Here is a 24,819-nt window from a genome sequence, read left to right as displayed (position 1 = left end):
ATGGTTCACGATCCCGTCCGGCCGGAACATTGCGTCATCGGGATGCCACTCGTGCGCCAAGCGCTCAACCCCTTGTGACAGCCCGCCATTCCTTTACGAACTCAAGGAGAGGTCAATGCAGGACGACACATGGGCACCGGCATCGTCGGCTTACGCCTACCCGTTGCTGATCAAGCAACTGTTGCACACGCCGATGGCGCAGGCCGCCAGCCAGGAAATCGTCTATCGGGGCGATCGGCGGATCAGCTACGCAACGCTGCGCGAACGGATCGGCCGGCTCGCGAACGCGCTGGCCGCCGCCGGCGTGCGGCATGGCGACACGGTCGCGGTGATGGACTGGGACAGCCATCGCTACCTCGAGTGCTACTTCGCAGTGCCGATGATGGGCGCCGTGCTGCAGACGGTGAACGTTCGGCTGTCGCAAGACGAGATCGCATACACGATCGACCATGCGCACGCCGACGTCCTGCTCGTGCACGCGGATTTCCTGCCGGTCGTCGACGCGATTCGCGAGCGGTTGCCGCAGGTGCGCACGTTCATCCTGATCGATGAGCAGGATAGCGCTCCGTGCTCGCACGCGATTCCGTTCAGCGGCGAATACGAGGCGCTGCTCGCGGCGAGCGCGGTCGACTACGCGTTTCCCGATTTCGACGAGAACACGCGGGCGACCACGTTCTATACGACCGGCACGACCGGCCTGCCGAAGGGTGTGCATTTCACGCACCGCCAGCTCGTGCTGCACACGCTCGCGATCATGGCGGCGCTGTCGAGCCCGGCATCGGGCCAGCGCTTTCATCGGGGCGATGTCTACATGCCGCTCACGCCGATGTTCCACGTTCACGCCTGGGGGATGCCTTACGTCGCGACCGTGCTCGGCGTGAAGCAGGTATATCCGGGCCGCTACGTGCCCGAGCGCATCGTGAAGCTGGTGCAGGACGAAGGCGTGACGTTCTCGCACTGCGTCTCGACGATCCTGCACATGTTGCTCGGTTGCGACTCGGCCGCGACCGCCGATCTCGGCCGCTGGAAGATCGTGATCGGCGGCGGCGCGCTGCCGCAAGGGCTGGCGCGCACCGCGCTCGCGCACGGGATCGACATCTTCGCGGGCTACGGGATGTCGGAAACGTGTCCGGTGCTGAGCCTCGCGCAACTGCCGCCGGGCGCGGAGCAGCTCGATGCCGACGAGCAGGTTCGCCTGCGCTGCCGGGCGGGCCGCCCGGTGCCGCTCGTCGACCTGCGAGTGGTCGACGACGACATGAGCGAGCTGCCGCGCGACGGCCACGCGTACGGCGAGATCGTCGCACGTGCACCGTGGCTCACGCAGAGCTACGTGAAAAATCCTGAGGCGTCCGAAATCCTCTGGGCAGGCGGCTATCTGCATACGCAGGACGTCGGCCATTTCGATCCGTCCGGCGCGCTGCAGATCACCGACCGCATCAAGGACGTGATCAAGTCGGGCGGCGAATGGATCTCGTCGCTCGAGATCGAGAACCTGATCTCGCTGTATCCGGGCGTCGCGGAAGTCGCGGTGATCGGCGTGCGCGACGACAAGTGGGGCGAGCGGCCGATGGCGTTCGTCGTGTGCAAGCCCGGCTTCACGCTCAGCGAGGAGGGTATCCGCTCCCACGTGACGCGCTTCAGCGCGACTGGAAGAATCTCGAAGTATGCGGTGCCGCAGGTCGTCCGGTTCGTCGACGCGCTCGACAGGACGAGCGTCGGCAAGATCGACAAGAAGGCGCTGCGCGCCCGGTTCGCGTGAGCGCATTCAAGGAGCAGAACATGAGCATCAACGAATACCGCCTTGCCAGCATCGACGACTTCGTGGGCCGCGAGCTCGGTGTGTCGGACTGGCTTCTCGTGGACCAGGCGCGTATCGACGCGTTCGCCGAATGCACCGGGGATCGCCAGTGGATTCACGTCGATGTCGAGCGCGCCCGGCGCGAAAGCCCGTTCGGCGGCACGATCGCGCACGGTTATCTCGCGCTGTCGCTGCTGGCCAGGTTCGCGATCGAACTCGGCCTGATTCCGGAGGACGCGTCCGCCGGCCTCAACTACGGGCTCGACAAGGTGCGCTTCATGGCGGCGGTGAAAGCGGGGGCGCGCGTGCGCAATCGCATCACGCTCGTGTCGGTTGCCAGGAAGGACGGCGGGCGCGTGCTGATCAAGGTGATGAACGAACTGCAGATCGAAGGCGAGGACACGCCGGCGCTGATCGCCGAATCCCTCGTCTTGCTGGTCGCGTGACGCGACGCGCACCGGCCGGCCGACTACCCGAATCTAGGATCCAAGCCATGAACACTACTGAACAACCGACCCGTGCCGCTCCCGCGGACGAAATTGCGTCCGTTGCCGCCGACGGCATGCTGGGCCCGAACCCGTTCGTCGGGCTGCGGCCGCGCGACGTGCTGGCCACCATGCAGCAGCTCGTCACGCAGGCGATGCGCCAGCCGGCGCTCGTCGCGCGGCAGGAAACCGTGCTTGCCCGCGAGATGACGCGCGTGCTGCTCGGCACCGCCGATATCGAACCGCCGCCAGGCGATCGCCGCTTCGCCGATCCGGCATGGCACGACAACGCGTTGTACCGGATGACGATGCAGGGCTACTTCGCGTGGCGCGAATCGCTCACGGGATTCGTCGACCGCTCCGCGCTCGATCCGAAAAGCAAGGAGCGTGCGCAGTTCGTGATGTCGCTGTTCGGCGACGCGATGTCGCCTACCAATACGCTGATCGGCAACCCGGCCGCGCTGAAGAAGATTGTCGAATCGGGCGGTGCGAGCCTGCTCGGCGGTGCGAAAAACCTCGTCGCCGACCTGCTCGGCAACCAGGGCATGCCCGCGCAGGTCGACAAGACGGCATTCGAGGTCGGCCGCAATCTCGGCACGACGCCGGGCGCGGTGGTGTTCCGCAACGAAGTGCTGGAGCTGATCCAGTACGCGCCGGCCACCGAACAGCTGTACGGCCGCCCGCAGCTCATCGTGCCGCCGCAGATCAACAAGTTCTACGTGTTCGACCTGTCGGAAGGCAAGAGCATCGTCGACTACCTCGTGAAGAACGAATTCCAGGTGTTCGCGGTGAGCTGGCGCAATCCGACCGCCGAGCACAGCGGCTGGGGCCTCGACACCTACGTGCGCGCGCTGCTCGAAGCGATCGAAGCAGTGCGCGACATCACGGGCAGCGACGACGTGAACCTGCACGGCGCGTGCTCCGGCGCGATGACGATCTCGGCGCTGCTCGGCCATCTTGCGTGCCGCGGCGAGAAGACGGTGAACGCGACGACGCTGATGGTGGCCGTGCTCGACAATACGACCGATTCGCAACTCGGCCTGTTCGCGACGCCGGAGGCGATCGCGGCGGCCAAGCAGAACAGCATCGCGCACGGCGTGCTGTCCGGCGAGGAGATGGGGCGCGTGTTCGCGTGGATGCGGCCGAACGATCTGGTGTGGAACTACTGGGTCAACAACTACCTGCTCGGCAAGACGCCGCCGGCATTCGACGTCCTATACTGGAACAACGATACGACGCGCCTGCCCGCGAAGCTGCACGGCGAACTGCTCGACATCTTCTCCGGCAACCTGTTCGGCAAGCCGCGCGCGCTGAGCGTGCTCGGCACGCCGATCGACCTGTCGGAGGTGACGTGCGACAAGTACGTGGTGGCGGGTATCACCGATCACATCACGCCGTGGAAGGGCGTCTACAGCACCGCGCGAACGTTCGGCGGCGACACGCGGTTCGTGCTGAGCTCGAGCGGGCACATCCAGAGCCTCATCAATCCGCCGGGCAATCCGAAGGCGAAGTATTTCATCAACCCCGCGCTGCCGGCCAGTGCCGACACCTGGCTGGCCGACGCACGCACGGAGAAGGATTCGTGGTGGAGCGACTGGCGCGACTGGCTGGCCACGCGCTCCGGCGAGCGGCGCGACGCACCGGCCGCGCTCGGCAGCGAAGCTTATCCGGCCGGCGTCCAGGCGCCGGGTACCTATGTCGTCGCAGCATGACGCAACCGCCGGCCGCCCGACGGCCGCATTTTTCAATCCCTTGTTCTACGGAGATCCGATGATGGAACCCACCAATCCTGCCAACCTGTTCGCGGAATACACGAAGATGCTCACCCAGTTCAAGCTGCCGGGCATCGATGTCGGCGCGGTGATGGAAGCGCGCCGCAAGGATATCGAAGCGCTGGCCGCCGCGAATACCGCGGCGCTCGCGGGTGCACAGACGCTCGGGCAGAAGCAGGCCGAAATCATGCGTTCGACGCTTGCAAGCCTGCAATCGCTGGTCGAGCAGGTTGCGACGTCCGGCGTGACGCCCGGTGCGAACACCGGCGAACTGGTGCAGAAGGCGCTGCACAAGGCGCTCGCCGACATGCAGGACCTGGCGGATACGGCCTACCGTGCGCAGACGGAAAGCATGGCGGCGATCACCAAGCGTGCCGGCGAGCACATCGAGGAGCTGAAGGCGTTGCTGAAACCGAAGGACGGCGATGCACAGCGCTGACGCCGCGGGCGGCGACCTGCCGGGCCGCGCGCCCGCTGCGCCGCCGGTCGCGCCCGGCGGGGCCGACGGCCGGACGGCCGGCGGCTTCGTGATCCGCACGATCGACGTGAACGGCCAGGTGCTGCGCGTGGGCGTGAAACCGGGCAGCGACGCATCGCCGCCGCTCCTGGTCTTCAACGGCATCGGCGCGAACCTGGAGCTGCTCGAACCGTTCGTCGCTGCGCTGGACGACGTGCGCGTGATCGCGTTCGACGTGCCGGGCGTGGGCGGTTCGCCGGCACCGCTGGTGCCGTACCGCTTCTCGACGCTCAGCGTGCTGGCCGACCGGCTGCTCGCGCGTCTCGGCCACGACGGTCCGGTCGATGCGCTCGGCGTGTCGTGGGGCGGGGCGCTCGCGCAGCAGTTCGCGCGGCGCTATCCGGTGCGCTGCCGGCGGCTCGTGCTTGCGGCGACGTCACCTGGCGTCGTGATGGTGCCGGGCCGGCCGTCGGTGCTGGCGAAGCTGGCGGGGCCGCGTCGCTATACCGACCCCGGCTATCTGAGCCGGATCGGTGCGGATCTCTACGGCGGTGCGTACCGGCGCGATCCCGCGATGCTGGCGGAGCACGGGCGGCACATCCAGCCGCCGCGCGGGCGCGGCTACCTGTACCAGCTGCTCGCGGCGACCGGGTGGACCAGCCTGCCGTGGCTGCACGCGCTGCGCCAGCCGACGCTCGTGCTGCACGGCAACGACGATCCGATCGTGCCGCTCGTGAACGCGCGGATTCTCGCCGCGCGGATCCGGCGCTCGGAGCTTCACGTGATCGACGACGGCCATCTGTTCCTGGTCGCGCGAGCGGCCGAAGTGGCGCCGATGGTGAAGCGCTTTCTTCGCCAGGAAATCGACTGACGCACCGGGCCGTTCAACTGTCCAAACGGTGCGTCCCGAGCAGCCCGAGCGATTGCGCGACCGCAACCGCCCGGGCGCGCTTGTCCACCTCGAGCTTCATGAACAGGCTCTTGATGTGCGACTTCACGGTTTCGGGCGCAATGCCGAGCGTGCGGGCGATTTCCTTGTTCGACTGCCCGCGCGCGATCAGTTCGACGATGTCGCGCTCGCGCACGCTCAGCATGTCGCGCTGGGCCGCTCGCGCAGGCTGGGCGTCGGACTGGTACTGCGCGCGGCAGCCGTCGAGCAGGCGCTCGATGTACGCGAGCCGGTCCCGGGTCTGCGCCGATGCGCGTGCCTGGTCGCGCATCGCCTGCAGCAACTCGCCGATCTCGGGCCCCTGGTCGACGATCGACCGGTAGATACCGGCCGGTTCGGCAACCTCGAGCACCTCGGTGAACATGTCGAGCGCCGCCGCACGTTCGCCGCCGCGCAGCCGGACCAGCGCGAGCACGGTCTTCAGGCGCAGCGCGAGATAGTCGCTGTGCCGCAGCGACGCGCAGCGCAGGCCGTCGTCGAGCGCGGCAACCGCACCCTTCAGGTCGTTACGGGCCGTCGCGACGCAAGCCGTGGCGAGTGCGCGATAGGTGTCGATTTCGAGCGACGCGTCGACCTGCGCGTCGCGATCGCCGTCGGCGAGCCGGTCGAACTGCACCACGCACGCGGCGGCCTCGGTGAGCCGGCCCTCGGCAATGTGGAGCCGCGTGCGCTCGACGAGCGCGGCCGCGGTCAGGCGCGGCCAGCCGCGGGTGTGGGCAAGCGCCTGTGCACGATCGAGCAGCGCATACGCGTGCGGGAATTCGGCGCGGGCGATGGCGATGCGGATCAGCAGCTTGTATGCGGTCAGCAGGCTGTCGAGCAGCACCGCGACGTCGATCACGGGCATCAGGTCGATCACGAGAGCGCGGGCCTCGTCGAGCCGGCCTTGCTCGTAGCGAATCTGCCCGAGCATCGGTGCGCAGATCGCGACCGAGATCGACTGTGGGCCGCAATGGCGCGTGCCGAGCTGCATCGCTTCCGAGAAATAGCGTTCGGCGAGTTCGAAATGCATCTGCTGCAATTCCGCGTGGCCGAGCAGCGACAGCCGATAGACCGACGCGAACACGAGGCGGCGGTCGTCGCCCGATTGCGGAATCCACGGCGTTGCGTACAGCGCTTCGAGATTGCCGGTCTTCCAGTGGCCGAAGCGCACGACGTTCGACACGACGTTGGTCGTCCACGTATCGGTGGACGGACGGTCGAGGCACGGCTGCGCCAGCGCGAACGCGCGGCGCGGATCGTCCTGCAGCGCCGCGATCACCGAGCGGACGGCCTGGCACTCGTGGCGGATGTCGGCCGGATCGACGTCGGTGCCCGGCGTGCGCTCGATCGTGTCGAGCATCGCCAGCGCATCGTCGAAACGCATCGCGAGCGCCATGCCCCAGGCGATCGCGAGCGACACGCGAACCTGGCCTTGCATCAAGTCGGCCGGGAACTGGCGCTGCCAGCCGAGCAGCGTCAGCAGGTCGCCGCGCATCACGAGCGTCATCGCGCAGTGCGCCATCAGCGCGACGGCCTCGTCACGCGCGCCGGCCGCGAGCGCGTGCGTGACGGCATCGGTCCACAGCGCTTGCGACGCGTACCAGCGTGACGCGCGGCGATGCAGGTCGGGTACCGCGTCGGGGCATTGGGTGGCCAGCCGTTGCCGCAGATACTCGGCCATCAGCGGGTGATAGCGGAACCATTCGCCATCCGGATCGAGCGGCTGGAGCAGCAGTTGCCGCGCGACGATCGTGTCGAGCATCTGCCGGCTCGTCGGGACACCGGTCACGGCTTCGCACAGCGGCGCGCTCAGCCGGTCGAGCACCGACGTGCGCAGCATGAAATCGACGAGGTCGGCAGGCAGGCGTTCGAGCATGCTTTCAAGGTAGGCCGCGAACGGCCGCGACGCGCCCGACGGGATGCGTGCCGCGCCGTCGTGGCCCGGTGCGCCGCCGCGCTTGAGCACCGACGCGGCAATGCGCAGGGCGGCCGCCCAGCCCTCGGTGCTGACGAACAGCGACTTGACGGTCGCATCGGCGAGCGTGCCCGGGCACTCGCGGCGCACGAACGACTGCGTCTCGTCGAAGCTGAAGCGCAGCTCGGCCGCGTCGATCTCCATCAGCTCGTTGTGCGCCCTGAGCCGCGCGAGCGGCAGCGGCGGTTCGGTGCGCGTGCAGATCACGACGTGGACCTGTGACGGCGCGTGCGCGATGAAATACGCGATGCCGGCATGGATCGCCGGCGAGCCGATCAGGTGGTAGTCGTCGATGAACAGGTAGAACTCGTCGTCGACGTCGACCAGTTCGTTGATCAGCGTCGACACGATCGCATCGGGTGGCAGCAGCGACGCGTCGGCAGACAGGCCGGCCGCGATGCCGATGTCGCCGCAGGCCTGCTGCAACGCCTGCGCAAAGTAGTGGAAGAAGCGGGCCGGTTCGTCGTCGCCGACGTCGAGCGACAGCCAGCCGGCGAGCGCACCGCGTGTGCGCAGGCAATCGAGCCACAGGCGGGCGAGCGACGTCTTGCCGAATCCGGCCGGCGCCTGGATCACGGTGAGCCGCTTGCTTTCAGCTTCTTCGGCGAGTTCGACGAGCCGCGGCCGATCGACGAGACCGGCCGGCAGGCGCGGCGGCAGCACCTTGGTCGCGACCAGCGACAGCGGCCGCCTGGCGGGCGTGACATCGGCTACGAGCATCGACGGCTCCGGATGGATCGGGTTGCCGCTCGCCGGCTCCCCCAACGACGTGTTCGCACTCCCCCGAACGCGGGATACGCGGGGGGGCCGCGCGGCGGCACCATACCCCGTATCGAGTCGATCGGCGTGCCGCCGGCCGACCTCGGTGCACCTTGCGAGGCGCGGCGGCACCGCCGCGCCATGCGCGAAATCATACGCCCAATCGTGGGGCGGAAGGGGACACGAAACGGCCTTCGCACGTGCTGCCATGCACAAGTACGACGCCCCGCACATCGCATGTGGAGCGGCCGTTTCGATGGATGCCGGACGCGCAGTGCGTTCCGGTCGGATCAACCATGCTCGCGTTTCACTCACCGAAACAACCCAGGTGGCGCGCGGGTCGAGAGGACAATTTCGTGTTGAATAACGTACCCCGCATCAGCGACCGTCTGCGTGAACGGACGACGTCGCTGGCGGAGGATCTTTCTCCGGTCGTCGAACGCGCGTATGAAACACTTGCGATGCTCGACGGCCATCAGTCGCTCGCGCCGGCCGCGACCCGGGATGTTTTCGAATCGGTCGAGATGTCGGCGACGATCTGGTTTCGCACGCTGCTGGATGGCGCACCGCCGTCCACGCAGGACGTCGATGCGTTCCAGGACATCGGCCGCCGCCGCGTGTACCAGCGCGTGCCGTTGCAGTCCACGCTGCTGGCGTTGCGGGTCGGGATGCGCGAAGTCTGGCGCGCGTATATCGGTCTCGGCGAAGACGACCGTGCGATCGCGGACGAGCTCCTGTACAGCGTATCGCCGTATCTGTTCGACTACTTCGACGTCGTCGCGCAGACCATCGTCCAGACCTATCTGGCCGAGCAGTACCAGCAGGCGCGCTGGCGCGAGACGCTGCTGCACCAGTTGTACAGCATCGTGTTCCACTCGCCGGGCGATATCGAGGGATTTCATTCGACCGCCGAAGCGCTCGGGCTGGATTTCGCGGTGTCGCGCATCGCGTTGGCGATCGACGTCGATCTCGACGGCCACACGCCGGGCGAGCGCGGCGAAGCGTGCGAGCGCATCGGGATCGCGGCGGCGCGGCATCTCGGCACGTCGCCCGACAACCTCGTGCGCGCGTGGCATCGCGGCCGGCTGATTCTGTGGACGCCGTGCGTGCATGGCGATTCGCTGTGCCGGAGCGACCGGCTGACGACCGAGCGCGCCCGCGCGCTGGTCGCCGCGCTGCCGCAGATTCGCCGGATCGGTATCGGCCTGATGAACGAAGGGCCGGCGGGCTGGGCCGCGTCGGTCGAGGAAGCCGTCAAGGCGCTCGACGCGGGCGCCGCGAACGACCGGCGTGACAAGGTGTGCCCGTATGCGTCGATCGTGATCGAGGAGGGCGCACGCCGCGCCGACAACGTGCGGCGCTATCTGGTTTCGCTCCTCGAGCAGTTGTCGTCCGAACCTGAACTGCTGGCGACGCTGGAATCGTACTTCGAGCAGGGCCAGCGTCTCGGCAAGACGGCCGGCGCGCTGGCGATTCACGCCAACACGCTCAGCTATCGCATCGAGCGGATCGAAACACTGCTCGGCGCGAGCCTCGACGACGTGTCGTGGGTGTCGCGGCTCGACGTGGCGCTGAAGCTGCGCCGCGCTGCACAGGCCGTGCACTGATCACCGCCGGCTGGCCGGTCAATCGTTGCGCGCGACGCGATCGCTTTCGTTGCGCAGCTTCAGCAAGCCGAGCAATTGGCGATCGCGCAGGTCGGCGAGCGCGTCGATCGAGCGGCCGTCCGCTTCCCGCAGCGCACCGTCGATCAGCGTGCGCTGCACGTCCGGCGACAGCTGCGGCGTGCCGAGCACGGCCCACCACGCGGTCATCGGCCCGGTGAACTGCTCGAAGAAGTGCTCGATACCGCCCTGGCCGCCGCCGAGGTGGAACAGCAGCGTCGGGCCCATCAGCCCCCAGCGCAGGCCGGGGCCCCAGCAGACGGCCGCATCCGCGTCCGCGACGCTGACGACGCCGGTCGACACGAGATGCACGACCTCGCGCCACAGCGCGGCCTGCAGCCGGTTCGCGACGTGCCCGGGCACTTCCTTGTGCAGGCGGATGGTGCGCTTGCCAAGCGACGTGTAGAAGGCCGTGACCTTCTCGACGGTCTGCTCCGACGTCTGCGCGCCGGCGACGATCTCGACGAGCGGAATCAGGTGCGGCGGATTGAACGGGTGGCCGATCACGCAGCGCTCCGGGTGCGCCGGGCAGCCTTTCTGGATCTCGCTCATCGTGAGGCCCGACGAACTCGACGCGATCGGCACGTCGGGCGGCAGCAGCGCATCGAGCTGGCCGTACAGCGTGCGCTTGAAGTCGACCCGCTCGGGGCCGTTTTCCTGCACGAGCCCCGCGCCGGCGGCGGCCTCGGCAAGATCGTGCGTGAACGTCAGGCGCTCACGTGACGCGCCGGGCGCGAGCCCCAGTTCTTCCAGCGCGGGCCAGGCCGCGTCGAGATATTGCCGAAGCCGCGCTTCGGCGTCCGGCGCGACGTCGGTCGCCGCGACGTCGAGCCCTTTCGCGAGAAACAGCGCGGCCCAGCTCGCGCCGATGACGCCGGTACCGATGACCGCGACACGCTTGATCGGGGTGGCCATGGAGACGCTCCTTTCAGCAGGATGAACGGCGGCGGAATTACACGAATGCGCTGAAGCCCGTGACCGCACGACCGACGATCAGCGCGTTCATTTCGCGGGTACCTTCATACGAATAGAGCGCTTCGGCGTCGGCGACGAAGCGGCCGACGTGATGGTCGAGCAGGATGCCGTTCGCGCCGAGCAGTTCGCGCGCCCAGCCGACGGTTTCGCGCATGCGCACCGTGCACAGGCCCTTGGCGAGCGACGCGTGTTCGTCCTGCATGATGCCGGCGTCCTGCATCTGCGAGAGCCGGAAGCACAGCGCCTGCGTCGACGTGATGTTGCACAGCATGCGGAACAGCAGGTCCTGCACGAGCTGGAAGCACGCGATCGGCCGGCCGAACTGCTGACGCTGCTGCGCGTAGCGCAACGCGTGTTCGTATGCGCCGGTCGCACAGCCGACCGACTCCCACGCGACGGCCGCGCGCGTCATCTTCAGTACCTGCGCGGTGTCCTTGAACGAATTCGCGTTCTGCAGCCGGTTCGCCTCGGAAACCCGGCAGTCCGTCATCGTGATCAGCCCGTTCTGCACGACGCGCAGCGCCATCTTGTGCTGGATCTTTTCCACGTGAAAGCCGGGCGTACGGTTCTCGACGATGAAGCCCTTGACCTGGTTGTCGGCGACGTCGCGTGCCCAGATGACGGTGAGATCGCCCCAGGTCGCATTGCCGATCCATTTCTTCTGGCCGTTCAGGATCCACGTGTCGCCGTCGCGCCGCGCGCTCGTCGTCAGGCCGCCGGACGCGCCCGAGCCGACCAGCGGCTCGGTCAGGCCGAACGAGCCGATCTTGTCGAGCGCCGCCATCGGCGGCAGCCACGTGCGCTTTTGCTCGTCCGAGCCGCAGATCGCGATCGAGCCCATCGCGAGCCCCGTATGCACGCCGAAGAACGTCGAGATCGACGCGTCGACGCGCGCGAGCTCCATCATCACGAAGCCCATCAGCGTCGTGCTCTTGCCCGGGCAGTCATAACCCTGGAACGGCAGCCCCGCGATGCCGAGCGCCTTGAATTTCGGCAGCAGCTCGAACGGGAATTCGTCGCGCATCCAGAACTCGTTGATGATCGGCTGGACTTCCTTCTCCATGAACGCGCGGACCCTCAGCCGGATCTGGTTTTCGTCGTCGGGCAGCGTGCGCGCGAGCTGGTAGAAATCGCCGTCCGCTTCGGGTAGCGGGGGGGAAGCATGATCGCGGGTGGTCATGGCGGGGCTCCGGGTAACGGAAGAGGCGCGGCGTCAGGCGGCCGAGCGCAGATAGTCGTGGACGATCTCGCCGTTGCCGAGCGACAGGTCAGTGACCATGTGCACGGCCGACAGCACTTCGAGCACAGGCAGCTTCGCGACCGGCGCGAGGCAGTGCGGATGCAGTTCGAGCGAGGCCGGGCCCGTCCATGCGCCCTTGATGTTCACGTCGAACGAGTGAAAGCGCACGAGCTCGCACAGGCGGGGCGTGACGCCGTCCACGTGCGGAATGATCTTCAGCAGGAATCCCGGCGTCTCGAACGACTGACGGACCTGTTCGATATCGAGCGCATGGTACTTGTAGGTCATCGTCGCGGTCGCGACGCGCACGCCGTTGTAATCGAGCGTGCCGACGAGGCTGTCGTTGCGCACTTCGAGCTTCGGCGACGCGAGCACTTTCGGGAAGCCGAGCAGTTCGCGCCCGGCCGCGATGCCGGCGAGGTTGTCGAGATACATCGCATGTGTGTAGCCGCCTGGCGCGCCGTCGAGCGTCACCGGAATCACCTGGCCCGATTCGGTGTACGAGCCCAGGCCGGTCGAGTCGGGCATCCGGATGAACTCGTATTTCACGACCGGCTCCACGATCTTCAGCGGCGCGGGCACCACGCGTTCGAGCGCGGCCGGGTCGGTGCGGTACGTGATGATGATGAATTCCCGGTCGACGAACCTGAACGGCGGCTTCGGGTATGCGGGGCTGGTCAGCGGCATCGCGAATGCGGATGCGAGCACTTCGGCTTCGGTCATCGTGTTCCCCTCTATGGGCGGCGTCACGTGCCGCCATGCAAACGGATACGGATCAGTCGGCGCCTTCCTGCCTGACCGCGCCGCTCTGCAGCAGGCCGTCCGTGTCGGCGGCCGAGAACCCCAGCGTGGCGAGCACCGAGCGCGTGTGCTCGCCGAGGCGCGGCGCGCGGCGCGGCGGCTCCTTCGGCGTATCGGCGACGTGCAGCGGGCTCGCGACGGTATGCCGTGCGCCGACCGCCGGATCGTCGATCGGCAGGAACACGCCGTTCTCGTGCATCTGCGGATCGTTGACGATCTCCTCGGCGATCTGCACGACGCCGTAGATCACGCGCTGCGCATCGAGCGCCTGCTTCCATTCGGCGAGCGGGCGGCTCGCGAAGACAGGATCGAGGATCTCGACGAGGGCCGCGGCGTGTTGCACGCGCAGGCGGACGTCGGCGAAGCGCGGATCGCGCGGCAGGTCCGGCAGGCCGACCGCGCCGACGAAGCCGGGCCAGTCCTTTTCCTGCGCGGCGACGAGCAGCACCCAGCGGTCGTCGGCGGTGCGATACGGATTGAGCAGCGCGTTCGGCGGGTTTTTGCGGTTGTGCTGGCCGAAGAAGCGCGCGCCGTTCAGGCCGCCTTCGATCCACGCGGCCGCGGCCCACGCGCCTTCCGCGATCAGCGACGTGCCGACATGGCCGCCGCGTCCGGTCTTCTCGCGACGGTAGAGGCCCGTGACGATCGCCGAGTACAGCGTGCTCGCGGTGGCGTGATCGCCGATGCCGGGGATCGGCAGCGTCGGCGGGCTGCCCGCGTCGTGCGTGACTTCCATCAGGCCGGTGCGCGCCCAGTATGCGGTGATGTCGAAGCCCGGCCGATCGGCTTCCGGGCCGTGCGCGCCGTAACCCGTGATGTCCGCATAGACCAGGCGCGGGTTCAGCGGGCCGACCTGCTCATAGGTCAGCCCGAGCGCATGCTTCACCTTCGGCGGAAAGTTCGTGACCAGCACGTCGGCCCATTCGACGAGCCGCGCGAGCACGTCCTTCGCGGCCGGATGCTTGAGGTCGACCGCGAGGCTGCGCTTGTTCCGGTTAGTGAGCTGCCACGCATAGTTGCGCTCGCACACGGGATTGGGCGGCGTCGCATAGAACTGCCGATACGGATCGCCCTGACCGGGTGGCTCGACCTTGATCACGTCCGCGCCGTAGTCCGACAGGATCGTGGTGGCGGCCGGCCCGGCGATGTAGCTGGCGAGGTCGACGACCTTCAGGTCGGAGAAGATATTGTCTGCCTTCACGATGCCTCCCTTGCCGCGTTCCAGTACCCGGGGAATCCTGCCGGGAATCGCCGACCGGCTGCGCGAGCGGTCGTGCTGAACTCTAGCAACGCGATGCGCGCGCCGAACTGTTGAAATCACCAATGCGATTTGTGGAAAGACACAAAGCGGCGTCGCGAGCCGATCGAGTAAAACAGAGGGCGCCGGTCGAGCGGAAGCATCGCTTTCCGGGTCGTTGCGCATGCATCCAATGGTGCGAAGCGGACAGGCATCGGAACACGGTGAAGGTGCGTCGAATGGTTGGGGCCACCAGCCGTCGACGCATTCATTTTGCTTGCGCCAGGTTGACGAACGGATTTCTTGAAACTGTCCCGGTTAGCTCCTAAGGTTAAACGCACTTCGCCCGACAACACGATCGAGGCGATGCAAGTTGCGGTCGCGAGCGCGTGCCACGCGAACGACCGCACGGTGCGACGTTGTTGCTCCCACAAAAGTCAGACAAACGAGGACGCCGGTGACGTATCGCATCGCATTGCTCATCGTCGCGCTGATCGTGCCATGCCTCCGGTGGAGCGCCCCGGCCTGCGCGGCCGAACCGGCGACCGAGGCCGCTCCCGACACGATGCAGGCGCGCGTGATGGGTTGCGCTGCGTGTCACGGCGCGCATGGCGAGGGCACCGACAGCGACTACTTCCCGCGTCTCGCCGGCAAGCCTGCCGGCTACCTGTACCTGCAGCTGCGTGCGTTTCGCGACGGCGGCCGCAAGTATCCGCCGATGAATTACCTGCTCGCGTATCTGCCCGACCCGTACCTGCGCCAGATCGCCGAGCACTTCGCCGCGCAGCATCCGCCGTATCCGCCGCCAGCAGCGCCTGCCGCCGATCCGAAGGATCTCGAGCGCGGGCGCGCGCTCGTCACGGCCGGCGATCCCGAGCGCGGCGTGCCTGCCTGCGCGAGTTGCCACGGCCGCGAACTGACCGGCATGGCGCCGGCGATTCCCGGGCTGGTGGGGCTACACGCGAACTACATCAGCGCGCAACTGGGTGCGTGGCGTTACGGCACGCGCCGAGCGCTGGCGCCGGATTGCATGCACGACATCGCATCGAAGCTGTCCGGGAACGACATCACGGCGGTCGCGGCGTGGCTCGCCGCGCAACCGGCGCCGCAGAATCCGATGCCGGCGGCGCAAGACACAGCGAAATTGCCGCTCGCCTGCGGCAGCATGGGCCACTAGCCGGAGCCGCACCGTGATCCGTTCACGCATCCTCGAAGCGCTCGCCGTCCTGCTCGTGTGCATCGTGCCTGCGCAGGCGGCCGATGCGCCGAAGCCGGACGGGCAGGCGCAACTGATCGCGCGCGGCGAATATCTGGCGCGCGCGGGCGACTGCATCGCGTGCCACACGATTCCCGCCGGCAAGCTGTTCGGCGGCGGCCGGCCGATGGAGACACCGTTCGGCACGATCTATTCGCCGAACATCTCGTCGGACAAGGAAACCGGCATCGGCGCCTGGACGGCCGACGAGTTCTACCGGACGATGCACGACGGCCGTTCGCGCGACGGCCAGTTCATCTATCCGGCAATGCCGTTCGGGTCGTATACGAAGGTGACGCGCGCCGATTCCGATGCGATCTATGCGTACCTGCTGTCGGTTCCGCCGGTCCATCAGCCGAACCGTGCGCACGAACTGCGTTTCCCGTTCAATCAGCGGCAATTGCTGCTCGGCTGGCGCACGCTGTACTTCCACGCAGGCGAGTACAAGCCCGATCCCGCGCAATCCGCGGAATGGAATCGCGGCGCGTATCTCGTGGAGGGGCTTGGCCACTGCACGATGTGCCATACGCAGATCAACGCACTGGGCGGCAACTCGCGCTCGAAAGCGTACCAGGGCGGGCTGATTCCGCTGCAGCAGTGGTATGCGCCGTCGCTGACGTCGAATCGCGAAGCGGGCCTCGGCGACTGGAGCCTGACCGAGATCGTCGATCTGCTGCAGGCCGGTGTGTCGCATCGCGGCGCGGTCTACGGGCCGATGGCCGAGGTCGTCTACGACAGCTTCCAGTACCTGAACGACGAGGACGTCCGTGCGGTCGCCGTGTATCTGAAGTCGTTGCCGGGGCGCTCGGGCGGCGAAGTCGATACGGCGCCGCCGCCGGCGACCGTTGCGGAGGAGACCCATCGCCTCGCACCGCTCGGCCGCAAGATCTACGACGCGCAATGCGCGATCTGCCATGCGTCGGACGGGCGCGGCAAGCCGCCGCATTTTCCGCCGCTCGCCGGCAACCAGTCGATCCAGATGACGTCGTCGGTCAACCCGGTCCGCATGGTGCTGAACGGCGGCTATGCGCCCGGCACGCGCCGCAATCCGATGCCGTACGGGATGCCGCCGTTCGCGCAGTTGCTGTCGGACGAGGAGGTCGCGGCCGTCGTCACGTTCGTCCGCACCACATGGGGTAATCACGGCAAGCCGGTGAGCGCGAAGGACGTCAACGCGCTGCGCTCGGCGCCGATCTTCTGAGGACACGACGATGCCATCGCCCGCGCCGCACGACGGTGCTTCCGACCCGGAACACGAACGCGTCGACGAGATCGTCAGGCGCGGCCCGCGCGGCGCGATCGCGCTGGCCGGCACTGCGACGGCGATCGTCGTCGCGCTATGGTTCGCGTTCTACTTCCTGGTCTTCCTGCCGCGCGGCGTGATCCGCTAGCCAGATCACCATGAAGAATCCTTCCATCGACGAACCGACGGCCTCCGCCGATATCGCTGCCCGCATCGAACGGCGCTGGGCCACGGTTGCCGTGGGCATCGTGACGGTGATGGTCTGCATGGTCATCTATACGGGCCTGCACTGGGGCATGATGCCGCCGTCGCGCGTCGAGACGATCCGGCCGGAGTCGCTGCACGTCGCGGGCGAGTTCGTCGAGAGCAATCTCGGCAGCGCGCTGGAAGCAGACGGCTCGGTGACGGTGCGGATCGTCGCGCAGCAGTATTCGTTCACGCCGCAATGCGTGCTCGTGCCCGCCGATACGCCGATCACGTTCCGCGCGACGAGCGCCGACGTCGTGCACGGCTTCCTCGTGACCGGGACCAACCTCAATTCGATGGTGGAGCCCGGCTACATCGCGACATTCAGGACGCGCTTTCCCGAACCCGCCGATCACCTGATGCCGTGCCACGAGTATTGCGGCACCGGCCACCAGGGCATGTGGGCGCACGTGAAGGTCATCGACAAGGCGGCTTTCCAGCAGATGGCCGCCGGCACCCGGAGACTGAGCTGTGTTAAATAGCCGACGCCTCGTCCTCGCGCATTTCTGGCTTGCGTTCATCTCGTTCGGCGTCGCGTTGCCGCTCGGCGCATGGCAGATGATCGTGCGCAGCCCGCTTCATTCATGGCTACGCGACCCCGAGCTGTACTACCGGTCGGTGACCGAACACGGCACCGTGATGGGTTACGTATTCCCGACGCTGATCGCGATGGGCTTTGGTTACGCGGTGACCGAACTCGCGCTGAAGCGGCCGCTGATCGGTCCGCGCTGGGCCTGGGGCGGGCTGGCGCTGCTGGCGCTCGGCGCGGTGTCGGCGAGCGTGCCGGTGGCGATGGGGCGGGCATCGGTGCTGTACACGTTCTATCCGCCGATGATCGGCGACGCGTTCTATTACATCGGCGTGGTGCTCGTCGTGGTCGGGTCGTGGATCTGGGTCGCGCTGATGTCGATCAATCTGGCCGGGTGGAAGCGCGACCACCCGGGCCAGACTGTACCGCTCGCGATGTTCGCGACGGTGGCCGGCGCATACCTGTGGGGCTGGACCGCGGTCGGCGCGGCACTCGAGGTGCTGTTCCAGATCCTGCCGGTCGCGCTCGGCTTCAGGACGACCATCGACGCGGGGCTGGCGCGCGTGTTCTTCTCGTGGACGCTGCACGCGATCGTCTACTTCTGGCTGATGCCGGCCTACATCGCGTACTACACGATCATTCCGCGCGCGATCGGCGGCCGCCTGTATAGCGACGGGATGGCACGCATCTCGTTCATCCTGTTCCTCGTCGTGTCGATGCCGATCGGCATTCATCACCTGTTCACCGATCCGCAGGTCGGCGCCGGGTTCAAGTTCCTGCAGTCGGTCTTCACGTCGCTGGTCGCGGTGCCGACCCTGCTGACGGTCTTCACGATCTGTGCGTCGGTCGAGATCGCCGCGCGGCTGCGCGGCGGCAAGGGCACATTCGGCTGGATCGCGGCACTGCCGTGGGACAACCCGCAGATGCTCGCGCTTGCGTTCTCGTTCGTGATGCTCGGGTTCGGCGGCGCGGGCGGCCTCATCAACATGAGCTACCAACTGGATACGACGATCCACAACACGCAGTGGATCACCGGGCACTTCCATCTGATCTTTGCCGGCGCGATCGTCACGATGTACTTCGCGATTGCCTACGACCTGTGGCCGCACCTGACCGGACGCGCGCTCAAACAATGGCGCCTGATGCGCTGGCAGCTCTGGCTGTGGTTCATCGGGATGATCGTCACGACGTTTCCGTGGCACTGGGTCGGCATTCTCGGGATGCCGCGCCGGATGGCCTACTACGACTACGGCGATCCGGCGCTGGCGGCGCAGGCCGTGTGGGTTGTGATGTCGGCGGTCGGCGGGCTCGTGCTGGTCGCTTCGGCGATCCTGTTCTTCGTCGTGCTGATCCGCGGGCACACCGCGCCGCGCGTCGAACCCGACCCATATCGCTTCAGTACGCCGGTGCACGAATCGCCGTCGGTGCCCGTTGCGCTCAACGGGTTCGCACTGTGGCTCACGCTGATGATCGGCCTGACGGTTGTCAATTACGGCTATCCGATCGTGCAACTGATGGCGCGCGACGACACGTCGGTTCCGGCGATCATGATCGGAGCACGGCGATGAGCGAAGAACGCCTGTTCTCGTTGCGCAATCCGTGGTTTCGCGCGAGCGTCGGCGGGACGCTCGGCGTGGCGCTGGTGTCCGCGTTGATCGGGTTCGTGTGGCTGCCGTCGGTTCAGCGCGATCCGCAGTTCCAGGGCGTGTGGAATGCGATCTGCAGCGCGGCTGGCGTGCCGCGCAAATGGCTCGCGGGCGGCGAGGAGACGGTGACGCCCGCGTACCAGGTCAGCCGCGTGGAGCTGACGCCGCAACTGCTGGCGGACACGACGCGGCTGTCGGTCGGGCGCGGCGCGACGCTGTCGCTTCGCTGCACGATGTGCCACGGCGAGAAGGGAATGAGCAATGCGAACTCGCCGAACCTGGCCGGGCAGTACGCGATCGTCGTGTACAAGCAACTGCGCGATTTCGCGAGCGGCGCGCGACAGAACGCGGTGATGTCGCCGATGGTGCGCGGGCTCGACGATCAGGACCTGCGCGATCTCGCCGCGTACTATGCGTCGTTGTCGCGTGCACCGTCGCGGACGGGCGGCGCGCCCGACATCGTCGGGCACGGTGCGCCGATGCGCAATGTCCCGGCGTGCGCGACGTGCCACGGCGGGATCGACCACCAGGCGGGCAGCCCGTGGCTCGACGGCTTGCCGGCCGCGTATACGAAGGCGCAACTGACCGATTTCGCGAGCGGCGCACGACACAACGATGCCTCCGAGCAGATGCGCAATATCGCGCGCAATCTGACACCCGATGAAATCGCGGCGGCTGCGGACTGGTACGCGGGCGCGGTGCGCTAACCGGATCGCCAGGCGGTCGGGCGGCAGCGCAGCGTCGCTGCCGGACGGGACGAGCCCGGCCGGCCGAAACCTCACCACCCGATCCGGTGCTTCTCCTCCGTTTCGCGATGCCGCCAGTCGTCGTCCGCGTGCAGGTACTGGCTCGTCGTCGTGAGCGACACATGGCCGCGGGCGCCGTGGTCATTCGGGTTGTCTCCTGTAGCGGCCGCCGCCGGCGATGCGCGCGGCGGAACCGGAGCACGGTAATGTACCGGCGCGCACGCGACATCCCACGAATGAGGGTGGCGGATCGCTTTCTGTAAGGTATTTGTGAATTTTCGCGCCGCGCCGGTCGTCTAACCGGCCCTCCAACGCTCCCAGAGGACCATTAGATGATTCGCCAATCCAGAACGCTGCTCGGCGCGGCCGTCCTTGCCGGCAGCACGCTCCTCGCAGGATGCCAGACCGACGCGGCCGTCACCGCGCCGAACGCGGCCCGTCCGGCCGACGGCAAGCCGGTGACGAAGACCGTCTACGTCGCGCCGCAATCCGCGCGCTGCACGGGCGTCGCGCCGATGGAATGCCTGCAGGTGCGCAGCAGCCCGGGCGAGCCGTGGAGCCTGTGGTACGCGGGCATCGAGGGTTTCGCGTACCAGCCCGGTTACCTGTACACGCTCGAAATCGACGAATACCGCGTCGCGCGGCCGCCGGCCGACGGTTCGTCGATCCGCTGGGTGCTCAAGCGTGTCGTCGAGCGCCGCCAGGCGAACTGACGGCCGGGTTCACGCGGCCGGCCGCGATGCCACCGCATGCGGCGGCGCGGCCGTATCGATCCGCCGGAACACGGCGGACGACAGCAGCGTCACCACACCCATGCACGCGAACGACAGCATGAACCCGTGCGCCATCGAGCCCCAATAGGCGGCGAACAGGTTGACGAGCCCGCCGCCGATCGACACGCCGAGCCCCATCGCGAGCATCTGCATCATCGTGAACAGGCTGTTGCCGCTGCCGGCGTCGGCATGCGACAGCCCCTTGAGCGTCACGCCGTTCATCGCCGCGAACTGCATCGAGTTCGCGGCGCCGAACACGATCAGCAGCACGCCTTCCAGCACCGGCGCGGGCCGCGCCGACACCAGCGCGAACCCCGCGATCGCGCAGCCGACGATTCCGGTATTCACGACCAGGAACGCCGCATAGCCGAAGCGCTTCACGAGCGGCGCGATCCAGCGTTTCGCGATGACGCCCGCGATCGCGGCGGGCAGCATCATCAGCCCCGATTGCAGCGGCGTATAGCCGAGCTGCACCTGCATCAGCAGCGGCAGCATGAACGGCACCGAACTCGTGCCGATCCGGCACAGCAGGTTGCCGAGCAGCCCCGAACCGAAGTTCGGCTCGCGGAACAGCCCGAGCCGGAACAGCGGCTGCGCGCGCCGCCGCGCATGCGGCAGGTACGCGAGCGCGCTCGCCAGCCCGAGCCCGGCGAGCCCGGCCGCCCACGCGGCGCGATGCGCGGGCATCGGCGGGTCGATCGCGAGCGACAGCGCGATCATCGCGACCGACAGCAGCGCACAGCCGACGAAGTCGAACGGCGGCGGCTGCGTCGCCTGGTCGTGCGGCAGGTAGCGCTGCACGGCGACGAAGCCGACCACGCCGACCGGTACGTTGACGATGAACACCCAGTGCCACGAAATCGCCTGCGTGAGCCAGCCGCCCAGCGTCGGCCCGACGATCGGCCCGAGCTGGCCGGCAATCGACACGAACGCGATCGCCGCGACGTACTGTTCGCCCGGCACGCGGCGCAGCACGGCGAGCCGCCCGATCGGCAGCAGCATCGAGCCGCCGATGCCCTGCACGGCGCGCGCGGCGACGAGCTGGCCGAGCGTATGCGACGCCGCGCAGCCGATCGACGCGAGCACGAACACGAGGATCGCGACCGAGAACACGCGGCGCGTGCCGAACCGGTCGGCGAGCCAGCCGGACGCCGGCGTGAGCATCGCCATCGTCAGCGTATAGACGACCACGACGGGCTGCATCGCGAGCGGCGACGCGTGCAGGCTTTGCGCGATCGAAGGCAGCGCGGTGTTGACGATCGTCGTGTCGAGCGACTGCATGAAGAATGCAGCGGCGACGATCCAGAGCAGCGCGGAGTGTGTGGGTTCCCGGGACATGACGAAATCGGTGGGGCGACAGGCCGGCGCGGGCGGCGCCTTTGCGCGATCGCGCGGCGCCTGCCGGTCTTCAAGCGCTCGATGGTACCGATTCCGATGGTCATCGGGAAGCTGCCTCAAGGCATTGACTGTCATCGTTGATGCCGATGATAATGCAGGATGCTCAATCCCGTCTGGCTCAAGACGTTCGCGACCGTCACGAACTGCCGCAGCTTCACCGAAGCGGGCCGGCAGCTCGGGCTCAACCAGTCGAGCGTCAGCGAACACATTCGTCGCCTCGAGGAGAGCGTCGGCCGGCGGCTGTTCGTGCGCGACACGCATTCGATCGCGATGACGGCCGACGGCGAGGCGCTGCTCGTGCATGCGAACGTGATCCTGCAGGCGCTGAACCGCGCGGAATCGCAGTTCCGCAAGCCGCGGCTGCAGGGGCGCGTGCGGCTCGGCGCGTCGGACGACCTCGCGCTCGTCGCGCTGCCGGACGTGCTCGCCGCGTTCCGCGCCGCGCATCCCGACGTCGCGCTGGAGATCACGACCGGCATGACGAGCCGGCTCTACGAACTGATGGATGCGGGCGCGCTCGACCTGATGGTCGGCAAGCGGCGGCTCGGCGAGCGGCGCGGCACGCCGCTGCTGCGCGCGCGGCTCGAGTGGGTCGCAAGGCCCGGCACCGTCGTCGATCTGGAACGGCCGCTGCCGCTCGTGCTGGTGGCCGAGCCGAGCGTCACGCGCGCGGTCGTGCTGAATGCGCTCGCGGAAAAGGGGATCGGCTGGGAAGTCGTGTGTTCGAGCAGCAGCCAGCCGGGCTGCATCGCGGCCGCGCGCGCCGGGCTCGGGCTGACCGCGACGTCGCAATACCTGTCCGCGCGCGGCCTGGCGCCGCCCGTGAACGGCGACGGGCTGCCGGTGCTGCCCGACGTCGAATTCATCGCGCTGGCCGCTAAGCGGCTCAGCCAGCCGGCCGGCACGCTGCTCGAACTGCTGGAAACCAGCGACCTGCGCGCATCGGGCTCGCACGCGTAACGGACGTCGTGCACGTCAAGCGCGTGAGGCGCCCGCATCCGGCGCCCGCGCCGCGCACCGTCATGCGGCCCGTTTCTGCGAAATCACGAGCAGCGCGCCGTTCTTGTCCTCCAGCACCGCGCGGTACTCGTGCGGCCCGGCCTGCACGGGCACGCGCACCGATGCACCGGCCTTCACGACCCGCGCCATCGCCGCATACAGGTCGTCGTCCGCGTCGACGCGCAGCGCGAGCGCCGCGCGCTCGACGATCTGCTCGTCGCCCGCGACCAGCGCGATCGTCAGCGGGCCGCCGTCGAGCGCGCAATAGCGGTCGCCGTCGCGGAACTTCACGTTCAGGCCCAGCCCGTCGACGAACAGCGGCAGCGCCGTGTCGATGTCGTCGACCGGATACAGCAGCATCGATACCTTCATCTCGGTTCTCCCTTGTCTTGATTTCGGCGGCGTGCAATGCGCCGCCGTTCGATGCTAGCGCGCCGTTCGCGCGCTCACGCAGTCCGATCGGATGACCGTGAAACCCCTCTGTCCCCGCCGGCATGCCGTTACTCCAAACAGACGATGTCCGCGGCCGCCCGCGCGCCGACACTCCCATCCGTGGACCGTCGCTATTCGTCCGTACCGTGCGGGCGGCCTGCGCGACCCCGACTCGTCCAACATACATGGAGACGCACGCAATGAAGTTTTCCCTCATCTACGAAGCCCAGACCACCGACGCGTCGCGCGAGGGCGACCACCGGGTGTTCAAGGAGACGGTCGAACAGGCGCTGCTCGCCGAGCAGGTCGGCTTTGACACGATCTGGTGCGTGGAGCACACGTCGCTGACCAACTATGCGCACATGAGCGCGCCGGAAACCTTCCTCGCGTACCTGGCCGGCCGCACGACGCGCATCGGTCTCGGCCACGGCGTCGTGTGCCTGCCGCCGGCGATGAACCACCCGATCAAGGTCGCCGAGCGCGTCGCGCTGCTCGACATCCTGTCGGGCGGCCGCGTGCATTTCGGCGTCGGCAAGGGCGGCAGCCAGCAGGAAGCCGGCGCGTTCGGCTACGACCTCAACGAACTGCAACCGATGATCGACGAGTCGATGTATCTCGTGCCGAAGATGTTCGTGCAGGACGAGATCGAGCACGACGGCAAGTACATCAAGATCCCGAAGCGCCCGATCCACCCGAAGCCGTTCCAGGATCCGCACCCGCCGATGTACCTCGCGTGCACCAACACCGATGCGCTGCTGCGCGCCGGCCAGCGCGGAATGGGCGCGCTGGTGCTCGGCTTCGGCGGCCCCGACGAAGTCGCGAAGAAGAACGCGGTGTACCGCGAAGCGTGGGCGAACCGCAAGCCGGAAGACCAGGTCGGCTTCCGCCCGACCCAGCACCTCGCGGCGCTGTGCCCGACGGTCGTGATGGCCGACGGCCAGGCCGCCCGCAAGATCGGCATCCGCGGCCAGCGCTACTTCATGGAATCGCTCGCGTACTGGTACACGGGCGGCGAGCGTCCGGACCCGGCGAAGTGGGGCGACGACCTCGTGCAGGCCGACACCGGCGAGATGGTGATCCGCTCGCGCTTCGCGTCGGAGGAAGTCGTCGTGAACTTCGCCGATCCGGCGCTCGCGATGATGAACCCGAACCACGCGTACGGCACGGTGGACGATTGCATCGGCTATGTCGGCCGCCTGCAGGAAGCCGGCGTCGACGAAGTGCTGTTCCTGTGCCAGATGGGCACGGTGCCGCATGAAGCGCAGATGGAGACGATCCGCAACATCGGCGAGCACGTGATCCCGTTCTTCAACAGCGAGACGGAGCGCGCCTGCGCATGATGCACCGGGCCGCGCCCGTCGTCCGGTTGGACGATGCGGCGCGGCCGCGCGACGCCGACCATCGGCGGCAGGACCCATCGCTCGCGGCGCGGGCCGCGACGAACAACTTTGAGAGAGA

General features: G+C 67.9%; 22 protein-coding genes. 15 read left to right on the top strand and 7 right to left on the bottom strand.

Going from position 1 to position 24,819, the window contains the following annotated elements:
- Positions 1–115: 115 nt before the first annotated feature.
- The 5 genes from BFF94_RS09895 to phaZ all read left to right on the top strand — a co-directional run bounded on the left by BFF94_RS09895 (position 116) and on the right by phaZ (position 5,383).
- Positions 116–1,759 (top strand): fatty acid--CoA ligase, encoded by a 1,644-nt coding sequence (locus BFF94_RS09895; protein WP_128845228.1) that lies wholly within the window; start codon positions 116–118, stop codon positions 1,757–1,759.
- Positions 1,760–1,779: 20 nt separating this feature from the next.
- Positions 1,780–2,244, top strand: a complete 465-nt coding sequence (locus BFF94_RS09890) for a MaoC family dehydratase (RefSeq protein WP_128845226.1) — start codon at positions 1,780–1,782, stop codon at positions 2,242–2,244.
- Positions 2,245–2,291: 47 nt separating this feature from the next.
- Positions 2,292–3,995: an alpha/beta fold hydrolase gene (locus tag BFF94_RS09885; protein WP_128845224.1), complete on the top strand. Its 1,704-nt coding sequence runs from the start codon at positions 2,292–2,294 to the stop codon at positions 3,993–3,995.
- A gap of 61 nt (positions 3,996–4,056) precedes the next feature.
- Complete coding sequence (locus BFF94_RS09880) at positions 4,057–4,494, top strand: phasin family protein (RefSeq protein WP_128845234.1); 438 nt, start codon at positions 4,057–4,059, stop codon at positions 4,492–4,494.
- The gene (phaZ, locus tag BFF94_RS09875; RefSeq protein ID WP_246637265.1) at positions 4,481–5,383 is read left to right on the top strand and encodes a poly(3-hydroxyalkanoate) depolymerase; all 903 of its coding nucleotides are present in this window, start codon (positions 4,481–4,483) and stop codon (positions 5,381–5,383) included. The genes BFF94_RS09880 and phaZ overlap by 14 nt, the downstream gene beginning before the upstream one ends.
- Before the next feature lie 13 nt (positions 5,384–5,396).
- Here the strand turns inward: phaZ and BFF94_RS09870 are convergent, their stop codons facing one another.
- Positions 5,397–8,138: a winged helix-turn-helix domain-containing protein gene (locus tag BFF94_RS09870; protein ID WP_219139260.1), complete on the bottom strand. Its 2,742-nt coding sequence runs from the start codon at positions 8,136–8,138 to the stop codon at positions 5,397–5,399.
- A 398-nt stretch (positions 8,139–8,536) separates the two neighbouring features.
- Here BFF94_RS09870 and BFF94_RS09865 point away from each other — a divergent pair, with 398 nt between their 5' ends.
- Positions 8,537–9,784 (top strand): PucR family transcriptional regulator, encoded by a 1,248-nt coding sequence (locus BFF94_RS09865; RefSeq protein ID WP_372454169.1) that lies wholly within the window; start codon positions 8,537–8,539, stop codon positions 9,782–9,784.
- Positions 9,785–9,802: 18 nt separating this feature from the next.
- On the opposite strand, the gene BFF94_RS09860 is transcribed toward BFF94_RS09865, so the two are convergent.
- The 4 genes from BFF94_RS09860 to BFF94_RS09845 are packed head-to-tail and all read right to left on the bottom strand — an operon-like array spanning position 9,803 to position 14,058.
- A complete protein-coding gene (locus tag BFF94_RS09860) occupies positions 9,803–10,756 on the bottom strand; it encodes a 3-hydroxyacyl-CoA dehydrogenase NAD-binding domain-containing protein (RefSeq protein ID WP_128841850.1) in 954 nt (317 codons plus the stop codon).
- Between the two features lie 37 nt (positions 10,757–10,793).
- Positions 10,794–11,996 (bottom strand): acyl-CoA dehydrogenase family protein, encoded by a 1,203-nt coding sequence (locus BFF94_RS09855; RefSeq protein ID WP_128841849.1) that lies wholly within the window; start codon positions 11,994–11,996, stop codon positions 10,794–10,796.
- A gap of 33 nt (positions 11,997–12,029) precedes the next feature.
- On the bottom strand, positions 12,030–12,779 hold the full coding sequence (locus tag BFF94_RS09850) for an acetoacetate decarboxylase (protein ID WP_128841848.1): 750 nt from the start codon (positions 12,777–12,779) through the stop codon (positions 12,030–12,032).
- A gap of 52 nt (positions 12,780–12,831) precedes the next feature.
- On the bottom strand, positions 12,832–14,058 hold the full coding sequence (locus BFF94_RS09845) for a CaiB/BaiF CoA transferase family protein (protein ID WP_246637263.1): 1,227 nt from the start codon (positions 14,056–14,058) through the stop codon (positions 12,832–12,834).
- 526 nt (positions 14,059–14,584) lie between these two features.
- Between BFF94_RS09845 and BFF94_RS09840 the strand changes: the two genes are divergently transcribed.
- The 7 genes from BFF94_RS09840 (at position 14,585) to BFF94_RS09810 (ending at position 20,472) form a co-directional block, all read left to right on the top strand.
- On the top strand, positions 14,585–15,271 hold the full coding sequence (locus tag BFF94_RS09840) for a c-type cytochrome (protein ID WP_504740287.1): 687 nt from the start codon (positions 14,585–14,587) through the stop codon (positions 15,269–15,271).
- A gap of 13 nt (positions 15,272–15,284) precedes the next feature.
- Entirely contained in the window at positions 15,285–16,550 is a 1,266-nt protein-coding gene (locus BFF94_RS09835; protein ID WP_128841847.1) for a cytochrome c, read from the top strand.
- Positions 16,551–16,560: 10 nt separating this feature from the next.
- Entirely contained in the window at positions 16,561–16,740 is a 180-nt protein-coding gene (locus BFF94_RS09830) for a hypothetical protein (protein ID WP_128841846.1), read from the top strand.
- 10 nt (positions 16,741–16,750) lie between these two features.
- Positions 16,751–17,320, top strand: a complete 570-nt coding sequence (locus tag BFF94_RS09825) for a cupredoxin domain-containing protein (RefSeq protein WP_128841845.1) — start codon at positions 16,751–16,753, stop codon at positions 17,318–17,320.
- Positions 17,310–18,935: a b(o/a)3-type cytochrome-c oxidase subunit 1 gene (locus BFF94_RS09820; protein ID WP_219139259.1), complete on the top strand. Its 1,626-nt coding sequence runs from the start codon at positions 17,310–17,312 to the stop codon at positions 18,933–18,935. The genes BFF94_RS09825 and BFF94_RS09820 overlap by 11 nt, the downstream gene beginning before the upstream one ends.
- Positions 18,932–19,720 (top strand): c-type cytochrome, encoded by a 789-nt coding sequence (locus tag BFF94_RS09815; RefSeq protein ID WP_128841844.1) that lies wholly within the window; start codon positions 18,932–18,934, stop codon positions 19,718–19,720. Before BFF94_RS09820 ends, BFF94_RS09815 begins: the two co-directional genes overlap by 4 nt.
- Positions 19,721–20,091: 371 nt before the next feature.
- The gene (locus BFF94_RS09810; RefSeq protein WP_128841843.1) at positions 20,092–20,472 is read left to right on the top strand and encodes a DUF4377 domain-containing protein; all 381 of its coding nucleotides are present in this window, start codon (positions 20,092–20,094) and stop codon (positions 20,470–20,472) included.
- A 9-nt stretch (positions 20,473–20,481) separates the two neighbouring features.
- Here the strand turns inward: BFF94_RS09810 and BFF94_RS09805 are convergent, their stop codons facing one another.
- A complete protein-coding gene (locus BFF94_RS09805; RefSeq protein ID WP_219139258.1) occupies positions 20,482–21,870 on the bottom strand; it encodes a DHA2 family efflux MFS transporter permease subunit in 1,389 nt (462 codons plus the stop codon).
- 159 nt (positions 21,871–22,029) lie between these two features.
- Between BFF94_RS09805 and BFF94_RS09800 the strand changes: the two genes are divergently transcribed.
- Positions 22,030–22,890 (top strand): LysR family transcriptional regulator, encoded by an 861-nt coding sequence (locus BFF94_RS09800; RefSeq protein ID WP_219139257.1) that lies wholly within the window; start codon positions 22,030–22,032, stop codon positions 22,888–22,890.
- A 60-nt stretch (positions 22,891–22,950) separates the two neighbouring features.
- On the opposite strand, the gene BFF94_RS09795 is transcribed toward BFF94_RS09800, so the two are convergent.
- On the bottom strand, positions 22,951–23,301 hold the full coding sequence (locus BFF94_RS09795; RefSeq protein ID WP_128843882.1) for a VOC family protein: 351 nt from the start codon (positions 23,299–23,301) through the stop codon (positions 22,951–22,953).
- A 260-nt stretch (positions 23,302–23,561) separates the two neighbouring features.
- Between BFF94_RS09795 and BFF94_RS09790 the strand changes: the two genes are divergently transcribed.
- A complete protein-coding gene (locus BFF94_RS09790; RefSeq protein WP_128843881.1) occupies positions 23,562–24,701 on the top strand; it encodes an LLM class flavin-dependent oxidoreductase in 1,140 nt (379 codons plus the stop codon).
- Positions 24,702–24,819: the final 118 nt, after the last annotated feature.

It is taken from the genome of Burkholderia catarinensis (assembly GCF_001883705.2).
GTDB lineage: Bacteria > Pseudomonadota > Gammaproteobacteria > Burkholderiales > Burkholderiaceae > Burkholderia > Burkholderia catarinensis.
Note: the sequence above shows the minus strand (reverse complement) of the source record. Positions and strands in the feature narration are given on the sequence as shown.